This is a genomic window from Sphingomonas sp. GW821-FHT04B01 (assembly GCF_059420425.1).
Window position 1 is genome coordinate 57,528 of the sequence record NZ_JBWKTR010000004.1, and the last position, 17,233, is coordinate 74,760.

The window sequence follows — 17,233 nt, forward strand, 5'->3', positions numbered from 1 at the left end:
CCGCCTGCGCGGGATGACGGGGTTTGTCAGTCGGCTCGCTACCCCCTCGTCATCCCGGCGGACGCCGGGACCCATGGATGCGGCTTGGTTGGTGGCGGCGCGCTGCCGCTGGTTCATCGTGTCCATGGGTCCTAGCCTGCGCCGGGATGACGAAAAGGGGTCGGCGTGGCTTTTGTGTCGCCCTCACGCCCTCACGCGCGCAGTAGCCGTTCCGTGTCCTCATGCGCCTGTTGCAGCAGGACGATCGTCGCGTCGCGCGCCGCGGCGGGGTCGCGGGCGGCGATCGCGTCGAACAGGCGGCGGTGCTGCGGCATCGAATCGCGCGGGCGGCGGCGGTCGCGGAACTTGAAGATCGTCGTCCAGCGCACCGCTGAGCCGATGCTGCCCGACAGGCTGACGAGCAATTCATTCTCCGTCGCCTCAAGGATCGCATTGTGGAAGGTCTGGTCGGCGGCCTGACCCTCGGGCGTGTCGAGGCCGTGCGTCGCCATCCGGGTCAGCGCCGCGTCCATCCGGGCGAGCTGGTCGGCGGTGCGGAAGGTCGCCGCCATCTCGGCGGCGGCGGGCTCGACGATCATGCGCAGCTGGAACAGGCTGCGCACGAAGGTGGCGGGCGGCTCGCCCTCGAACATCCAGGCGAGCACGTCGGGGTCGAGCAGGTTCCACAAGGCGCGCTCGCGCACCCGCGTGCCCGATTTCGGCCGGCTCTCGACCAGCCCCTTGGCCGAGAGCATGCGCAGCGATTCGCGTACGACGCTGCGCGAGACGCCGCGCTGGCCGGCGATGTCGATCTCGCCGGGAATGACGCTGCCGGGCGGGTGCTGGCCGGTGACGATGGCGATGCCGAGATCGCGCGCGATCACCGTATGCGCGGGCTCGCGCCGTTCACCCTTGGCCATCCACTCTCCCCTTGTTGTCAGACAAACCTAGGCGGGGTGCCTGCCGTTGGGAAGCCTTGGCGCGTCGCGGCATCCGGGCTAGCGGAGCGGCCATGGCCGTTACCGACATCGCGACGCGCACCTGGGATCACAATTGGCGGCTCGACCCGATCGTCCGCAGCCTGCTCGATACCGATTTCTACAAATTGCTGATGCTGCAGATGATCCGTCACCTGCACGGCGACGTCGACGCCACCTTCCGGCTGATCAACCGCACCACGACGGTGCGACTCGCCGACGTGATCGACGAGGGCGAATTGCGTGCGCAGCTCGATCATGCGCGCAGCGTGCGCTTCGCCAAGAAGGAGCTGATCTGGCTGGCGGGCAACAGCTTCTACGGCAAGCAGCGGATGTTCGCGCCCGACTTCATCCAGTGGCTGAGCGAATTCCAGCTGCCGCCCTACGAACTGCACCGCGTCGACGGCCAGTTCGAGCTGACCTTCGACGGGCCGTGGACGCATACGACGATGTGGGAGATCCCGGCGCTCGCGATCGTCAACGAGCTGCGCGCGCGGGCGGCGCTTCGCGACAAGGGGCGGTTCGCGCTCGACGTGCTCTATGCGCGCGCCAAGGCGAAATTGTGGGACAAGGTGGAGCGGCTGCGCGCGCTGCCCGATCTGGTGATCTCCGATTTCGGGACGCGGCGGCGGCACGGCTTCCTGTGGCAGCGCTGGTGCGTCGAGGCGCTCAAGGAGGGGCTGGGCAGCCGCTTCATCGGTTCGTCCAACGTGCTGCTGGCGATGGACAACGATCTGGAGGCGATCGGCACCAATGCGCACGAGCTGCCGATGGTGCTCGCCGCGCTCGCCAGCGACGATGCCGGGGTGGCGCGCGCGCCCTATCGCGTGCTGGAGGAATGGCAGGCGCATTACGACGGCAATCTGCGCGTCGTGCTGCCCGATGCGTTCGGGACGGCGGCGTTCCTGCGCGACGCGCCCGACTGGGTGGCGGGCTGGACCGGCTTTCGTCCGGACAGCGCGCCGCCGGTCGAGGCGGGCGAGCAGATCATCGCCTGGTGGCAGGCGCATGGCCAGGACCCGCGCGAGAAGCTGCTGATCTTCTCCGACGGGATGGACGTCGATTCGATCGAGCGGGTCTATCGGCATTTCCATGGCCGGGTGCGGATGAGCTTCGGCTGGGGGACGAACCTGACCAACGATTTCCGCGGCTGCGACCCCGATGGTGCGGCGGGGCTCGAGCCGATCTCGCTGGTCGCCAAGGTGACGCGGGCGAACGGCCGGCCGGCGGTGAAGCTCTCCGACAACCCCGCCAAGGCGACCGGCGAGCCCGCCGAGATTGCGCGCTATCTGCGGATCTTCGGGACGGACGGGCGGCAGGAGAGCGTGGTCAGCGTGTGAGGGGGGCCCTTTCGTCATCCCGGCGGACCCATGTGCGGACAGATTTGGTTCGCGCGAAGACGCGAAGACGCGAAGGTGTCGCGCCCGCTGCACCATCGGCGCTTCCCATTATGTCATCGCAATCATGGGGCCACGCCGCCCCAAGCGCGGCATCTTCGCGTCTTCGCGTCTTCGCGCGAACCAAATTTCGCCTCGACCCGCCGCCGCCTCGTCGGCTTGAGGGGGTTCGTTTCCCGAGGATGGGCATCCGGCGGCGGTGCGGATCGGCAGCGAGACCGCAACCATGGGTCCCGGCGTTCGCCGGGATGACGAATGGGGAAGGATGGCGAACGGAGTCGGGACGGATCGGCGTCGGATGCGTTGAGGCGGCATGATCGACATCCTCGCCCTCTCGCCGCTGCCCGATACGCTCGCGCCATCGCTCAGCGAGCATTACGCCGTCCATGTCGGGCTCGACACCGCGCCGCTCGACCGGATCCGCGGATTGGTCGGGGGTGGGGCGATGCGGCTCGATGCGGGCGTGCTGGCGCAGCTCCCCGAGCTCGAGTTCGTCGCGGTGCATGGCGTCGGGCATGACGCGATCGACAAGGCGGCGCTCGCGGCGCGCGGTATCACGCTCGCGATCACCGCCGGCACGCTGACCGAAGACGTCGCCGATCTCGCGATCGGGCTGTGGCTCGCGGTCGAGCGGCGGATCGCGGTCAACGATCGCGCGGTGCGGGGCGGCGGCTGGGACGTGCCGCTGGCGCGGCGCGCGTCGGGGCGGCGGATCGGCGTGTTCGGGCTCGGTGCGATCGGGCGGGCGATCGCGGCGCGGGCGGCGCCGTTCGCATCCGAGCTGCTCTATTCCGCGCGCAGCGAAAAGGACGTGCCGTGGCGGTTCGTCCCCGACCTGCGCACGCTGGCGGCGGAGAGCGACGTGCTGTTCCTCGCCGCCGCGGCGGGGGCGGCGACCGATGGCGCGGTCGATGCGGGCGTGCTGGCGGCGCTCGGGCCGCAGGGCGTATTGGTGAATGTCGCGCGGGGCTCGCTGGTCGATCAGGCGGCGTTGATCGCGGCGCTCGACGCGGGCGGGATCGCCGGCGCGGGGCTCGACGTGTTCGCCGACGAACCCGCGGTGCCGGCGGCGCTGCACCGCGATACCGTCGTGCTGTCGCCGCATCAGGGATCGGCGACGCACGAGGCGCGCGCGGCGATGGCGGCGATGGTCGTCGCCAATCTCGACGCGCATTTCGCCGGTCGGGAGCCGCCCGGGCTGGTGCGCTGATTTGGCGTGGCTTGCCGGTCGCGCTACAGGCTCGCCGATGCAAGCTGTGATCCTCAGCGCGGGCATCGGCTCGCGGTTGCTGCCGCTGACGCGAGAAATCCCCAAATGCCTCGTCGAGGTCGGCGGGCGCAGCATCCTCGACCATCAATTGGAGGCGCTGCACGCGGCGGGCGTCGCGCGGGCGGTGATCGTCGGTGGCTATCGCTATCGCCAGATCGGCGCGCATCTGAGCCGCGCGGCGCCGCCGCTGCCGGTGCGGCTGCTGTTCAATCCCTTCTGGTCGGTGGCGAGCAGCATCGGCAGCGTCTGGATGGCGCGCGACCTGCTCGGCGATCCATTCGTGCTGATGAACGGCGACACGGTGTTCGCGGCCGACCTGATCGCCGCTGCGGTCGAGGCGCCGGGCGACGGCGTCGGCCTGCTGGTCGAGCCGCTGCGCGCGGCGGTGACCGACGACATGCTCGTCACCGTCGCCAACCGGCAGGTCTGCGCGGTCGCCAAGGATCTGCCGCTCGACGTCGCGACGCATCGCTCGCTCGGCGTGATCGTGTCGCAGGGCGGCGACGCCTATGCGCAGGCGCTGGAGCGGGTGATCGCGCGGCCTGAAGGGCTCCACGCCTTCCATCATGCGGTGATCGCCGAGCTGGCGACCTATGCGCCGGTGCGCGCGATCGTCGCGGGCGAGGGCGCGTGGCAGGAGATCGACCAGCCCGAAGATATCGCCGCCTGGACCGGCCAGCAAAGGTGAGGACCGACGTCGCCTTCCTGTTCCTCGGTGAGACGTTGCTGATCCCGCATCTCTATCCGGTGCTGGAGGCGCTCGTCGAGCGCGCGCCCGACCTGCGCATCGACGTGTGGGTGGCGACGTCGATGCACGAGGCACTGGTCGCCGGCTGGCTGGGGGCGCGGCCGGGGGTGCGCATCCGGCGCGCGCCGGGCTGGCGCGATCTCGGCGTCTGGGAGGCGGGGCGCAATCCGCCGCTGCCCGCCAAGCTGCCGCTGCTCGCGCGGCTCGCACCGTTGCTGTGGCGGACCCGCGTGGTGGTGTCGGCGGAACAGACCAGCCTGTGGATTCCGGCGCTGCTGCCGACGCGCAGCCGGTATGTGAACATCCTCCACGGTGCGGGATCGATGATGAACCGCGACGACCGGCGCCGGAAGGCGGCGTCGCTGACCATCGTCGCCGCGGACCGCGAACGCGCGGCGCTGGCGGCGCACGGGGTCGATCCCGCTGCGGTCGCGGTGACGGGCTATATCAAGGCGGGGTTCCGGCAGCGCAGCCGCGCCGACCTGCGTTTCGCGGAAGCGCGGCCAATGCTGCTGTACGCGCCGCACTGGCAGCGGCATCGCTCGTCGTGGTGGGACTGGGGCGCGGCGGCGGTGGCGCGGATCGTTGCGTCGGGGCGCTACAATCTGATCTTCGCGCCGCACCAGCGGCTGGTCGAGAAGGCACCGGACGTGCGCGCCTTCGCCGGATCGCTCGCGGGGCGGGGGGACGTGCATGTCGATCTCGACAGCTTTGCGATGGTCGACGGCAGCTATACCGCGGCGGCGGACGTGTATCTGGGCGATACCTCAAGCCAGGTGGTCGAGTTCCTGATGCGGCTGCGGCCGTGCGTGTTCCTCGATCCGCGCCGCGTCGATTGGGCGGACGATGCGAGCTACGACATGTGGCGGGCGGGGGAGGTGGTGACCGACCCCGACGAGCTGCTGCCGGCGCTGGACCGGGCGGTGGCGGAGCATCCGCGGTACGTCGAGGCACAGCGCCGGTTCGCGGCGGGGTCGCTGGGGGATGTGACTGGGGTTGCGCCCGTGCGGGCGGCGGAGGCGGTGCTGGCGGTGTTGCGGGGGTAATCGCGACGACACGAACGGCCGCCTTGCGGTGCGGACACAAAAAAGCCCGCGGTTTCCCGCGGGCTCTTGCGTTCAGGCCGGGCAGGGCGGTGTGACCCGCCCCGTCCGAGACCGATCAGTCGACCGGCTGAAGGTTGACGGCCGAGGTCTTGCCCCGACGGTCCTGCTCCAGGTCGTAGCTGATGCGCTGATTCTGGTTCAGCGTCGCCATGCCGGCGCGCTCCACCGCCGTGATGTGGACGAACGCATCCGCGCCGCCCGTATCGGGTGCGACGAAGCCATAGCCCTTGTCGGCGTTGAAGAACTTTACGGTGCCGGTGATGCTGCTCATGGCAGATCCTTTCTTCTTGCGGTACGACGGTACGATTACCGACGCGCCAAATCGCGTACGAAGCAGGGAAGGAAGGAAGAGGGAGCCGCAAAGCACGCCGTAGACCGTCGATGTGCGACTCTAGCATCGGCTATATGGGGCATGCGTCGTCATTCGGCAAGGGGCGGATCGCGGGTGACGTAGGAAGGCTTGCGCCGCAGCGCAGCAAGGTCCATTTAGAGACCATCGGGCTGCCCCACCCTGCGCATGGCCCGACTGAGAGATGATATGCGCTCCCGCTGCCTATGGGAGATCCGCATGTCGCGTGCCATCAACGTCAACGCCGCCAAGCCCGATGTCGAGGCCCTGTGCCGCAAGCACAAGGTGACGATCAGCGCGATCGAGACGCTCGCCTCGGGCGGGACGCGCGTCGTGTTGACCAACGCCGATGGCGCCGCGACGATGAACCGCGTGTTCGGGCGCAAGGTGCTGTCCGGCACGGTGGAGCGCACGCCGCTGCGCCTGCGCACGGCATAGGATCGCAAGGGGCGGCATCGGCCGCCCCGATCAGCAAGCGCTCGGCGAAGGTCCGCGACCCGGTCCGTCAGCGCAGTGCTCTTGCGGAAGCAGGAGCCCAGAGCCAAGCAAGACGACGTCTTATGGCGTTCGGGACTCCTGGGCTCCTGCTTTCGCAGGAGCACTGGGTGACGGTCGCATACGTCTCGTCATCCGGTGGCGAGGTCGCCCAGTCGCCGTTCCTTGCCGACGACGCCGCGATGACGACCCGCGCGCTCCAGCTTACTTTCCCCCGGCCACCCGCCAGATCGTATTGCCGACGTCGTCCGCGACCAGCAGCGCGCCGGTGCGGTCGCCGATCACGCCGACCGGACGACCCCGCGCCTTGCCGTCGGCGTTGAGGAAGCCGCTCAGCACGTCGATCGGTTTGGCCCCGTCCGCGGGGAAGCCGCGCGCCGCGAACGGCACGAACACCACCTTGTAGCCCGATACCGGCTTGCGGTTCCACGACCCGTGCTCGCCGATGAACGCGCCCTGCGCGAAGCGGTCGCCGAGCTTGACGTCGCCGGCGAAGGTCAGGCCGAGCGCGGCGACGTGCGGCCCGAGCGCATAATCGGGACGCTTGGAATATTGCTGCAGATCGGGGCGCGCCGGCTCGACGCGGGTGTCGGGATAGCCGCCCCAATAGAACCACGGCCAGCCGAACTGGTCGCCGAGCTCGACCTGGGTCAGATAATCGGGCGCGAGATCGGAGCCGAGCATGTCGCGCTCGTTGACCACCGTCCAGAGCTGCTTGTTGAACGGGCTGATCGCCATCCCCTGCGGGTTGCGCAGGCCCGAGGCATAGACACGGAAGGTCTTCTGTTCGGGATAGACTTCGAGGATGTTGGCGCGATATTTCTCCGCGTCGAGTCCGTTTTCGGCGATGTTCGACGACGAACCGACGCCAACGAACAACGTGCGGCCGTCAGGCGCGGCGACCAGCGTGCGCGCCCAATGATTGCCGCCGCCGTTGAGCTTGACCACCAGTTCGGGCTTGGCGGCGATCTGCGTCGCGCCCTCGGTATAGGGGACGCGCACCACCGAATCGGTGTTGGCGACGTAGAGCTGGCCGCCGAGCAGCGCCATGCCGGTCGGCGAATTGAGCCCGGTCATGAAAACGTGGCGCTGTTCGGCGACGCCGTCGCCGTCCGCGTCGCGCAACAGCGTGATGCGGTTGGCCGAGGGCACGCCGGCGCCCGCCTTGCCGAGCAGCAGGCCCATGACCCAGCCCTGGATGCCGCCGCCCTTGCGCGGCGGGCTGTTCGTCTCGGCGACGAGGACGTCGCCATTGGGCAGGCGATAGAGCCAGCGCGGGTGATCGAGGTTCTTCGCGAACGCCTTGACGGTCAGGCCGGCGGCGGGGGTGGGGGTCTCGTTGCCCTGCCAGCCGACGACATCGGCGACCTTGACGGTGGGCAGCGTCTGTTCGCGCGGCACGACGATCTGCGGCCGCTTGCCGGTGACGCGGTCGAACGGCACCTGCGCGGTATCGGGCCAGGCGAGATAGACGACCACCGCGATGGCGATCACGACAAGGAGCGCGGCGACGCGCAGGACGTGCTTCAGCATGACGCCACGATAGGGGTGCAGCCGCGCGCGCGGAAGGGGAAAGGTGCGGGGGCAGAAGGTATGTCCTGTCCCACCCATTCCGTGATCCCGGACGTATCGGAACCCCGGCAGGACTTTTACGAGTGCTCCTGCGAAAGCAGGAGCCCAGGAGTCGCGAACGCCATAGGACGTTCTGCTTGGCTCTGGGCTCCTGCGTTCGCAGGAGCACTGCGCTGACCTACCGGTGATGGGGACTTTTAAAGGGTCTCGATCAAGTCGTGCTCCCGCTTGCGCGGGAGCACGTCCGGATCAGCCCGGCAGCAGGTCGTAGCGGTCGGCGTTCATCACCTTGGTCCAGGCCTGGACGAAGTGCTTGACGAACATGCCTTGCGCGTCCGACGCGGCATAGACTTCGGCGAGCGCGCGCAGCTGCGAATTGGAGCCGAACACCAGATCGGTGCGCGACGCGGTCCACTTCTGCTCGTGAGTCGCCCGGTCGGTGCCGAGGAATTCCTCGTCGCTTTCGTCGCTGATCTGCTTCCATGCCGTGCCCATGTCGAGCAGATTGACGAAGAAGTCGTTGGTCAGCTGCCCCGGGCGGTTGGTGAACACGCCATGCTGCTTCGCCTTGGCGTGGTTGGCGCCCAGCACGCGCAGGCCGCCGACCAGCACCGTCATCTCCGGCGCCGACAGACCGAGCAACTGCGCCCGGTCGACCATCAGCTCCTCGGTCGGAACGTTGAACTTGACCTGCAGATAGTTGCGGAAGCCGTCGGCGCGCGGTTCGAGCACGTCGAAGCCCTCGGCATCGGTCCGCTCGGCGGACGCGTCGGTGCGACCGGGGGTGAAGGGCACCGCGATCGTATGGCCGGCCGCCTTGGCCGCCGTCTCGATCCCGACCGAGCCGCCGAGCACGATCAGGTCGGCGAGCGATACCTTCTTCGCGCCCTTGCCGTCGAAGTCCGCCTTGATCCCCTCATAGACCGACAGGACGCGGGCGAGCTGCTCGGGCTGGTTGACCTCCCAGTCCTTCTGCGGGGCGAGGCGGATGCGCGCACCGTTGGCGCCGCCGCGATGATCCGAGCCGCGCCACGTCGAGGCCGAGGCCCAAGCGGTGGTGACCAGCTCCTCGATCGACAGGCCGGAATCGGCGATCGCCGTCTTCAGCGCGGTGACGTCGCCGTCGTCGATCTGCGGATAGTCGGCGAGCGGGATCGGGTCCTGCCAGATCAGCTCTTCCTGCGGCACTTCCGGGCCGATCAGGCGGATCTTCGGCCCCATGTCGCGATGCGTCAGCTTGTACCACGCGCGTGCCCAGGCATCGGCAAAATAGGCCGGGTCGGCGCGAAACTTCTGGCAGATCGCATTGTACGCGGGGTCGACCTTGAGCGCCATGTCGGCGGTGGTCATCATCGTCGGCACGCGCTTGCCAGCGGTATGCGCCGCCGGGGCGAGCGTTTCGTCGGGATTGCCGACCGGCTGCCACTGATGCGCCCCCGCCGGGCTCTTCACCAGTTCATATTCGTGGTCGAAGAGCATGTCGAAATAGCTCATGTCCCACGTCGTCGGCGTCGGCGTCCACGCGCCCTCGATGCCCGAGGTGATGGTATGGTCGCCCATGCCGCTCTCGTGCGTCGAGGTCCAGCCGAGGCCCTGCGAAGCGATATCCGCGCCCTCGGGCTCGACACCGACCAGCTTGGCGTCGCCGGCGCCATGCGCCTTGCCGAAGGTATGGCCGCCGGCGGTCAGCGCGACGGTCTCCTCGTCGTTCATTCCCATGCGCGCGAAAGTTTCCTTCATGTCGCGCGCCGAGCCCTGCGGATGCGGGCAGCCGCCCGGGCCTTCGGGGTTCACGTAGATGAGGCCGTGCTGGATCGCGGCGAGCGGGCTTTCGAGCGCGAGGCCGGCTTCCTCGTCGATACGGGTCTGGCCGAGCCATTCCTCCTCGGTGCCCCAATAGACGTCCTTCTCGGGTTCGAACACGTCCTCGCGGCCGCCGGAGAAGCCGAAGGTCGGGCCGCCCATCGATTCGATCGCGACGTTGCCGGCGAGGATGAACAGGTCGGCCCAGCTCAGCTGGCGGCCGTATTTCTGCTTGATCGGCCACAGCAGGCGACGGGCCTTGTCGAGATTGCCGTTGTCCGGCCACGAGTTGAGCGGCGCGAACCGCTGCTGCCCGGCGGACGAGCCGCCGCGGCCGTCGCCGGTGCGATAGGTGCCGGCGCTATGCCATGCCATGCGGATGAAGAACGGGCCGTAATGACCGTAATCGGCCGGCCACCACGGCTGGCTGTCGGTCATCAGCGCGGTCAGGTCGGCCTTGAGCTGATCATAGTCGAGGCTGAGGAATTCCGACCGATAGTCGAAGTCGTCGCCCATCGGATTGCCGCTGACGCCCTTCTGGTGGAGGATGTCGATCGACAGCGATTCGGGCCACCAATCCTTGGCGGTGCGACCGAGCAGCCGGCGCTTGGCGGCGGCCTGTTTCCTGGGGTCGTTGATCGGGCTGCCTTCGGTGATGGCGTCCATGTTCGTCTCTCCTCGATCGGGCCTGTCTGGCGTGACGCGCACATTCCCGTGCCGCGCCGGTATGGTGCAAATGCTACCGGAGCTAGACAGATTGGGAAAACGCGAATTCGCGAAGGCGGTGATCGAAAGAGGCGATCAATATCGGTCGCATCGCGGCCGAAGGCGTCGTGTCACTTCGCGCCTTGCGTGCGTTTCGCGACGATGCGGCTGTGGGTGGCTTCGGCGGCGGCCTGAACGAAGGCGGCTTCGGAATCGGTCGTGCCGTTTCTGGCATAGGCGGCCGCGAGATCGCCGACGCGGGCGTTTTCGCGGCGAAGGTCGCGGGCGTCGGCTCTGGAGAGCTGTCCGGACCTGCGCCCGGCGCGGATGTCGTCGTGGTTCTTGGCGACCTGATAGGCGGCCGGGGCGGGCGGGGTCGCGTGGATCGTCGTCCACGCCTGTGCCAGCGCCGGCGTGGGAAGGACCGCGGCGAGACACAGGAGGGCGGGGCGGATCGTCCGCGGACCGTTCGACAAGGGCTGCATGCACACCTCCTATCCGTTCGTTCGCGATCATCGCCATCGCGGCTGAACGGGGGCTGAGTGCGATCAGTCCTCCTCGATCTCGCGCGTCACCGGCGGGTGCAGCCGCAGGCGGTGGATGCGTCGTTCGTCCGAATCGAGCACCTCGAGCTTCCAGCCGCTGGGGTGATCGACGCATTCGCCGACGGTCGGCACATGCCCCGCCAGCACCGCGGCGAGCCCGCCCAAAGTGTCGACGTCGTGATCGGTCTCGCCGAGACGCGGGTCGATCAGCGTCGCGGCGTCTTCCAGCTCGGCGCGCGCATCGGCATCCCAGGCGCCGCCGTCGATCGGCACGAGCAGCGCCTCGGGCGCCTCGTCATGCTCGTCCTCGATCTCGCCGACGATCTCCTCGATCAGATCCTCGATCGTGACCAGCCCCTCGGTCCCCGAATATTCGTCGAGCACCACCGCGAGATGGACGTGGCTCGCGCGCATATCGGCGAGCAGGTCGAGCGCGCCGCGCGACATCGGCACGTAGAGTGGCTCGCGGATCAGGCCGGAGATGTCGGCGGGATGCTCGGCGCCGGTGGCGAGGATCGCGAACACGTCCTTGATATGGACCATGCCGATGATCGTATCGAGCTCGCCGCGATAGACCGGCAGGCGGCTGTGACCCGCCTCCGCGAAAATCTGGACGAGATGCGCGAAGGTGGTGCCTTCCTCGACCGCGACGATATCGGCGCGCGGCACGCCGACGTCGCCGGCGTCGCGCTCGCCGAAGTGGAGCAGGTTGCGCACCATCTGCCGCTCGAGCGGGGTCAGGTCGCCCTTGGCGTCGGGCGCGGGATCGTCCTCGTGCCGATCGATCGCCTCCTCGAGCTGTTCGCGGAGGGATTCTTCATGCGCACCGCCGAAGATCAACGTCTTCAGCCCGCGCCAGATGTTCGATTCGCTGGGATCGCCGTTGCCGGCGCTACTTCGGTCGTCTGACATGGCGGCCGTATCAGTCCTCTCGCACTAGATAAGGGTCCGAAATGCCGAGCGTGGCGAGCGCCTGACGCTCGATATCCTCCATCGCTTCGGCTTCCTCGTCCCCCATGTGATCATAGCCTAGCAGATGCAGCGTGCCGTGCACCAGCAGGTGCGTGGCATGTTCGGCGACGCTGACGCCCTTCTCGCGCGCCTCCGCCTCGCAGACGCCATGGGCCATGACGATGTCGCCGAGCAGCAGCTCGCCGTCGTCGCTGTTCTGGCTGACCGTGTCGATCAGGTCGGGCTGGACCATCGGGAAAGAGAGGACGTTGGTCGGCTTGTCCTTCTGGCGATATTGCGCGTTGAGCGTGCGCACTTCCTCGTCGCCGGTGAGGCGGACGCTGATCTCGACCGTCGCGGCGGTGGTGAGCAATTCGCCATAAGGCGTGAGCCCGATCGCGGCACGGGTGGCGCGCGCGGCGAGCGCGTCCCAGTCGGTGTCGGCGGGCCAGGGCTCTTCGCGGGCGAGTTCGATCTGAATCATGCAAGGTCCGTCCTTGAGAAATCGTCGCCCTTGTAGAGCAGGCGGGCATCGTGCGTCTTGGCGCAGGCATAAGCGAAGCAATCGCCCATGTTGAGCCGGGCGGGGTGGCGGCCCTTGCCGTAGCGATCATAGGCTGCGGTCGCGATCATCGCCTCCGCGGCGCCGATCGATACGAGATGCATAGCGGCGCTCTGCCGAGCATCGCTGATGCACCGACGAAGATGGTCAATCGTCTTCCTCGTCGTTCAGCGAATCGTAGAACGCCTTGTCGGCGACCTGGCCGGTGGGCTCGCCCAAGGGGTGTGCCTGCCGCCACGCCTCCATACGCTCGCGAAGGCTCACCACCTTGGTTCGGTCCAGTTCGTGCTTTGGGTGCAGCCGGGCATCGTCGACTGCCGCCGTCTCGCTAATGCCCAGCAAGGCGCCGACTTCGCAAACCGGATCGGCCATATCGCTCTTCTTGGGATAGAGGGACGCCATAAGTGCTCCTGATATCCTCACAAAGCCACAGAGATATACATTCCGTTCAAGCGCCCGGCCCCTCATAGGCCTCGACGATCCGCCCCACGATCGGATGGCGGACGACGTCGGCGGCGGTGAAGCGGGTCATCGAAATGCCCTCGACGCCTTCGAGCCGCATCGTCGCATCCGCCAGCCCCGACGAACCGACGCCGCCGGGCAGATCGGTCTGGTTGGGGTCGCCGCAGATCACCATCCGGCTGTTCTGGCCGAAACGGGTGAGGAACATCTTCATCTGCGCCGGCGTGGTGTTCTGCGCCTCGTCGAGGATGACGAAGGCGTCCGCCAGCGTGCGGCCGCGCATGAAGGCGATCGGAGCGATCTCGATCTCGCCGCTCGCGATGCGGCGCTCGACCTGTTCGGCGGGCAGGCAGTCGTGCAGCGCGTCGTAGAGCGGGCGCAGATACGGATCGACCTTCTCCTTCATGTCGCCGGGCAGGAAGCCGAGCTTCTCGCCCGCCTCGACCGCGGGGCGCGACAGGATGAGGCGCTGGACGCTGCCGGTGATGAGCTGCGACACCGCCTGCGCGACCGCGATATAGGTCTTGCCGGTGCCTGCCGGCCCGAGCGCGAAGATCATGTCGTTGGTCGACAGTTCGCGCATGTAATGCGCCTGCGCCGGGGTGCGCGGCACGATCGTCTTCTTGCGGGTGCGGATCATCACCGAGGGGATGGCGCCGCGTTCGGTGCTGACGATGCCGTCGAGCGTAGGCTCCGACGCCATCGCGATCGAGGCATCGACGAGCCCGGTGTCGATCTCCTCGCCGCGTTGCAGGCGATGATAGAGGTCCTGCAACACGTCGCGGGCGAGCGCGACATGCTCGGCGCTGCCCTCCAGCCCGACGCGATTGCCGCGGGCGGTGATATAGACGCCGAGCCGGTTTTCGAGCGCGACGAGATTCTGGTCATATTGCCCGAAGAGCGTGGCGAGCAATTGCGGCTTGTCGAACAACACCTCAGCCCGGCTGCGTTCACCGGAGCGGGCGGGGATGGGCTTGCGACTCATGCGGTCCTTTCATGCCGTGATGGCATGAATGGAATGTGGGATGCGGGCGGGCGAAAGGGAAGCGGGAAAGGTCGATTTCACGCGAAGGCGCGAAGGCGCGAAGAAGGGTGGTTCGCGCAGAGAAGCGGAGACGCGGAGATGTCGCGCGAAGATGCCGCGTCAGCGACTTGCATTCTAGCCATTGGGATCGAGATGCTTTGCGCCAGACGCAACACTTTCGTGTCTCTGCGCCTCTGCGCGCAAATTCAGGCCGCTACGCGCACCCGTTCGGCACCCGCCAGCGATACCGGGCCGGCGGAGAGCAGATCGACGGAGACCATGTCACCGATCGCCGCATCGGTCATCAGATGGACCGATTGCAGCCACGGCGACTTGCCGAGCATCTGGCCGGGCAATTTGCCGTGGCGTTCGATCAGCACGTTGCAGGTGCGACCGACGCTCGCCTGGTTGAACGCCTGCTGGTCGCGGCCAAGCGCTGCCTGCAGCCGTTGCAGCCGCTCGTCCATCACCACCTCGGGGATCGCGCCGGCCATGTCGGCGGCGGGCGTGCCGGGGCGCGGGCTGTATTTGAACGAATAGGCCTGCGCATAGCCGACCGCGTCGACCAGCCGCAGCGTCTCGGCGAACTCCGCCTCGGTCTCGCCGGGGAAGCCGACGATGAAATCGCCCGACAGCGCGATATCGGGCCGGACCACGCGCACCCGATCGAGCAGGCGCAGATAGGAAGCGGTGTCGTGGTTGCGGTTCATCGCCTTGAGCACGCGGTCGCTGCCCGCCTGCACCGGCAGATGGAGGAAGGGCATCAGGCTCTCGACGTCGCCATGCGCGTCGATCAGCCCCTGCCGCATGTCGTTGGGATGGCTGGTGGTGTAGCGGATGCGGGCGAGGCCGGGGATACGATCGAGCACGCGGATCAGATCGTGCAGCCCGCGCCCGTCATCGTCCCAGGCGTTGACGTTCTGGCCGAGCAACGTGATCTCGCGTGCGCCGGCGTCGACCAGCGCCTTCGCCTCGTCGACGATCGCCGCGAACGGGCGACTGACCTCGGCGCCGCGCGTATAGGGCACGACGCAATAGGTGCAGAACTTGTCGCAGCCTTCCTGCACGGTGAGGAAGGCGGAGGGGCCGACGCGGCGGCGCGCGGGCAGCGCGCCGAACTTCGACAGCAGCGGCATGTCGGTGTCGAGGCTGGGCGTGCCGGCGGCGGCGCTCGCCACCAGCGCGGGAAGATTGTGATAGGCCTGCGGGCCGACGACGACGTCGACCTTGGCGCGGCGGACGATCTCGTCGCCCTCGGCCTGCGCGACGCAGCCGGCGACCGCGATCATCGGGGCGGTCCGCTCGTTGAGCCGGGCGTTCTTGCGCAGCCGGCCGATGTCCGAATAGACCTTCTCGGTCGCGCGGTCGCGGATGTGGCAGGTGTTGAGCACGACGAGATCGGCACGATCGGGATCGTCGGTCGCGGTCATCCCGTCGGCCGCCATCAGTTCGGCCATGCGCTCGCCGTCGTAGACGTTCATCTGGCAACCGAACGACTTGACGTGGAAGGTCTTGGGCGGGGTCTGGGGTTTGTCCGCAGGAGTCATGCCGGCGCGCATACAGGATGTGGGGGGTGGTCGCCAGCGGGTAACCTATTCCTCCCTCGGGAGGGCAAGTGGGACCGTTCGGCATCAGCGGAATGGCGAAAAGGGGGGATAGGGTGGCAGCTCAATCAACAAGCTCCACCCCTTCCTCCCCCTCCGTCAGCGCTTTGCGCTGCCACCTCCCCCTGGCGGGGGAGGAATTGGGTTACATCGTGCCGGCGCCGCTCTGGGCGTGAGCGAGATGCTTCTCGATGATCGGCACCGCGCTGGTCGCGACCTGGCGGAGTGCCGGGTCCTGGCCATCGGTAGCATAGCCCTTGTGGAGTGCCCAGGCGGTCTTATGCGCTTCGGCCTGCTGCTGCATGTAAAGGGCGTCGAAGCCGTCGGCGGGTGCCGACTTGAGCGCCGCGATCTTCGCCGCATTGGGTTCGGACAGCGCCTTGCCGGGCTTCGCGACCTTGGGCTCGGTCTTGGGGAGCGCCGCCATCAGCGATTTGGTGGTCTGCATATGGTCGGCGATCATCTCGCGCGCGAAATCCTTGGTCGCCTGGCTTTTCGCCTTGGTGAGCGCGAGTTTGCTCGACTGGATCTCGTACATGTCGCCGTCCGCCGCCCAGGTCACGTAATTCTGAGCCGGCGTGCCGGCGAGCGGCGTCGCATCGACCTGGGTCGGAGTCATCGTGCCGGCGTCCTGTGCCAGCGCGCCGGCAGATGTCGCGGCGAGGGCAATCGTGCTGATACAAATCAATATCTTGCGCATGTCTATCTCCTGGGATCGAGCTGTCCAACGACTGCCGGTGGAAGCTGTTCCTTCTTGGCCTAGACTTGGCGAAATCTATGGCGGAGCCGATCCGGGCAGGTCGAAATGTTGCGGCGCATCAGGGATGCCACCCGCTTCGCCATTGCGAATAAACGCTGTACGGTCGGGTCATGACGATCATGACGCGCTCCGCTATCGCCCTGCTGCTCGCCACCGGCTGCGGCGCCACGCCCGCCTTCGCGCAGGAGGCGGAGGTCGACGCGCCACGGCGCACGCGGATCGGGCTGGGGCCGCAGCTCGTGCCGCGTTATCCGGGGGCCGATTCGTTTGCGCTGCGGCCGTTCGTCGACGTGTCGCGGACCCGTGGCGATACGCCTTTCGCCTTCGAAGCGCCGGATGAAAGCGCGGGCTTTCCGATATTGCGCGACGACCGGTTCCAGTTCGGGCCGGTGATCGGCTTCGAGGGTCGCCGGCGCGCCCGCGATGTCGGTGGACGGCTGCCGAGCGTCGGCGCCACCGTCGAGCTCGGCGGCTTCGTCCAATATGCCCTGAGCGACGCGCTGCGGCTCCGCGTCGAGGCGCGGCAGGGGCTGGGCGGTCACAAGGGGCTGATCGGCGTGGTCGGCGCGGATTATATCGCACGCGATGCCGACCGGTGGCTGTTTTCGATCGGACCGCGGGTCACGCTGGCGGGCGCGCGCTACAATCGCGCCTATTTCGGCGTCGCCGCCGCGGATGCGGCCTTCGCCGGGCTGCCGGCGTTCAAGGCGGACGGCGGTTTGCAGGCGGTCGGGGCGACGGTGGGCGCCTTGCGGCAGCTGACCCCGCATTGGGGCGTGTCCGGCTATGCCAAATACGACCGGCTGGTCGGCGATCCCGGCCGGTCACCGGTGGTGCGCGCCTTTGGCTCGCGCAGCCAGCCCTCGGTCGGGCTGGCGCTGAGCTATACGTTCGGCGCCGGCGTGCATTGATGCAGCGGCGGGT

Annotated in this window: 18 protein-coding genes; 6 read left to right on the plus strand and 12 right to left on the minus strand. The window is 68.1% G+C overall.

Features of this window, described 5'->3' with window-relative positions; genetic code table 11:
• Positions 1-191 precede the first annotated feature (191 nt).
• Entirely contained in the window at positions 192-899 is a 708-nt protein-coding gene (locus tag AC07UH_RS11295; RefSeq protein WP_038661547.1) for a FadR/GntR family transcriptional regulator, read from the minus strand.
• Between the two features lie 92 nt (positions 900-991).
• On the opposite strand from AC07UH_RS11295, the gene pncB reads away from it, so the two are divergent.
• The 4 genes from pncB (at position 992) to AC07UH_RS11315 (ending at position 5,417) form a co-directional block, all read left to right on the plus strand.
• Positions 992-2,296 carry a nicotinate phosphoribosyltransferase gene (gene pncB / locus AC07UH_RS11300; RefSeq protein ID WP_495180528.1) on the plus strand — a complete coding sequence of 435 codons (1,305 nt, stop codon included), beginning with the start codon at positions 992-994 and terminating at the stop codon, positions 2,294-2,296.
• A 370-nt stretch (positions 2,297-2,666) separates the two neighbouring features.
• Complete coding sequence (locus tag AC07UH_RS11305) at positions 2,667-3,563, plus strand: NAD(P)-dependent oxidoreductase (RefSeq protein WP_495180529.1); 897 nt, start codon at positions 2,667-2,669, stop codon at positions 3,561-3,563.
• Positions 3,564-3,600: 37 nt separating this feature from the next.
• The gene (locus tag AC07UH_RS11310) at positions 3,601-4,311 is read left to right on the plus strand and encodes a phosphocholine cytidylyltransferase family protein (RefSeq protein ID WP_137897404.1); all 711 of its coding nucleotides are present in this window, start codon (positions 3,601-3,603) and stop codon (positions 4,309-4,311) included.
• Positions 4,308-5,417 carry a CDP-glycerol glycerophosphotransferase family protein gene (locus AC07UH_RS11315; protein ID WP_495180530.1) on the plus strand — a complete coding sequence of 370 codons (1,110 nt, stop codon included), beginning with the start codon at positions 4,308-4,310 and terminating at the stop codon, positions 5,415-5,417. The genes AC07UH_RS11310 and AC07UH_RS11315 overlap by 4 nt, the downstream gene beginning before the upstream one ends.
• A gap of 115 nt (positions 5,418-5,532) precedes the next feature.
• Here AC07UH_RS11315 and AC07UH_RS11320 read toward each other — a convergent pair whose 3' ends face one another.
• A complete protein-coding gene (locus AC07UH_RS11320; protein WP_037534615.1) occupies positions 5,533-5,748 on the minus strand; it encodes a cold-shock protein in 216 nt (71 codons plus the stop codon).
• A 297-nt stretch (positions 5,749-6,045) separates the two neighbouring features.
• Between AC07UH_RS11320 and AC07UH_RS11325 the strand changes: the two genes are divergently transcribed.
• The gene (locus AC07UH_RS11325) at positions 6,046-6,264 is read left to right on the plus strand and encodes a hypothetical protein (protein WP_038661534.1); all 219 of its coding nucleotides are present in this window, start codon (positions 6,046-6,048) and stop codon (positions 6,262-6,264) included.
• 261 nt (positions 6,265-6,525) lie between these two features.
• On the opposite strand, the gene AC07UH_RS11330 is transcribed toward AC07UH_RS11325, so the two are convergent.
• The 10 genes from AC07UH_RS11330 to AC07UH_RS11375 form a co-directional block, all read right to left on the minus strand.
• Positions 6,526-7,854, minus strand: coding sequence for a PQQ-dependent sugar dehydrogenase (locus tag AC07UH_RS11330; RefSeq protein ID WP_495180531.1), 1,329 nt, complete (start codon positions 7,852-7,854; stop codon positions 6,526-6,528).
• 288 nt (positions 7,855-8,142) lie between these two features.
• Complete coding sequence (gene katG, locus AC07UH_RS11335) at positions 8,143-10,362, minus strand: catalase/peroxidase HPI (RefSeq protein WP_495180532.1); 2,220 nt, start codon at positions 10,360-10,362, stop codon at positions 8,143-8,145.
• A gap of 170 nt (positions 10,363-10,532) precedes the next feature.
• Positions 10,533-10,886: a hypothetical protein gene (locus AC07UH_RS11340; protein WP_495180533.1), complete on the minus strand. Its 354-nt coding sequence runs from the start codon at positions 10,884-10,886 to the stop codon at positions 10,533-10,535.
• 63 nt (positions 10,887-10,949) lie between these two features.
• On the minus strand, positions 10,950-11,858 hold the full coding sequence (locus AC07UH_RS11345; protein WP_495180534.1) for a hemolysin family protein: 909 nt from the start codon (positions 11,856-11,858) through the stop codon (positions 10,950-10,952).
• A gap of 10 nt (positions 11,859-11,868) precedes the next feature.
• On the minus strand, positions 11,869-12,381 hold the full coding sequence (gene ybeY, locus AC07UH_RS11350; protein WP_038661521.1) for an rRNA maturation RNase YbeY: 513 nt from the start codon (positions 12,379-12,381) through the stop codon (positions 11,869-11,871).
• Positions 12,378-12,611 (minus strand): type II toxin-antitoxin system VapC family toxin, encoded by a 234-nt coding sequence (locus tag AC07UH_RS11355; protein ID WP_495180767.1) that lies wholly within the window; start codon positions 12,609-12,611, stop codon positions 12,378-12,380. The genes ybeY and AC07UH_RS11355 overlap by 4 nt, the downstream gene beginning before the upstream one ends.
• Positions 12,607-12,861, minus strand: coding sequence for a type II toxin-antitoxin system VapB family antitoxin (locus tag AC07UH_RS11360; RefSeq protein WP_495180535.1), 255 nt, complete (start codon positions 12,859-12,861; stop codon positions 12,607-12,609). The genes AC07UH_RS11355 and AC07UH_RS11360 overlap by 5 nt, the downstream gene beginning before the upstream one ends.
• Positions 12,862-12,907: 46 nt before the next feature.
• Positions 12,908-13,906 (minus strand): PhoH family protein, encoded by a 999-nt coding sequence (locus tag AC07UH_RS11365; protein WP_495180536.1) that lies wholly within the window; start codon positions 13,904-13,906, stop codon positions 12,908-12,910.
• Positions 13,907-14,151: 245 nt separating this feature from the next.
• Complete coding sequence (miaB, locus tag AC07UH_RS11370; RefSeq protein ID WP_495180537.1) at positions 14,152-15,492, minus strand: tRNA (N6-isopentenyl adenosine(37)-C2)-methylthiotransferase MiaB; 1,341 nt, start codon at positions 15,490-15,492, stop codon at positions 14,152-14,154.
• 202 nt (positions 15,493-15,694) lie between these two features.
• Complete coding sequence (locus tag AC07UH_RS11375) at positions 15,695-16,249, minus strand: DUF4142 domain-containing protein (protein ID WP_495180538.1); 555 nt, start codon at positions 16,247-16,249, stop codon at positions 15,695-15,697.
• Positions 16,250-16,428: 179 nt separating this feature from the next.
• Here AC07UH_RS11375 and AC07UH_RS11380 point away from each other — a divergent pair, with 179 nt between their 5' ends.
• Positions 16,429-17,220 carry a MipA/OmpV family protein gene (locus tag AC07UH_RS11380; protein WP_495193946.1) on the plus strand — a complete coding sequence of 264 codons (792 nt, stop codon included), beginning with the start codon at positions 16,429-16,431 and terminating at the stop codon, positions 17,218-17,220.
• Positions 17,221-17,233: the final 13 nt, after the last annotated feature.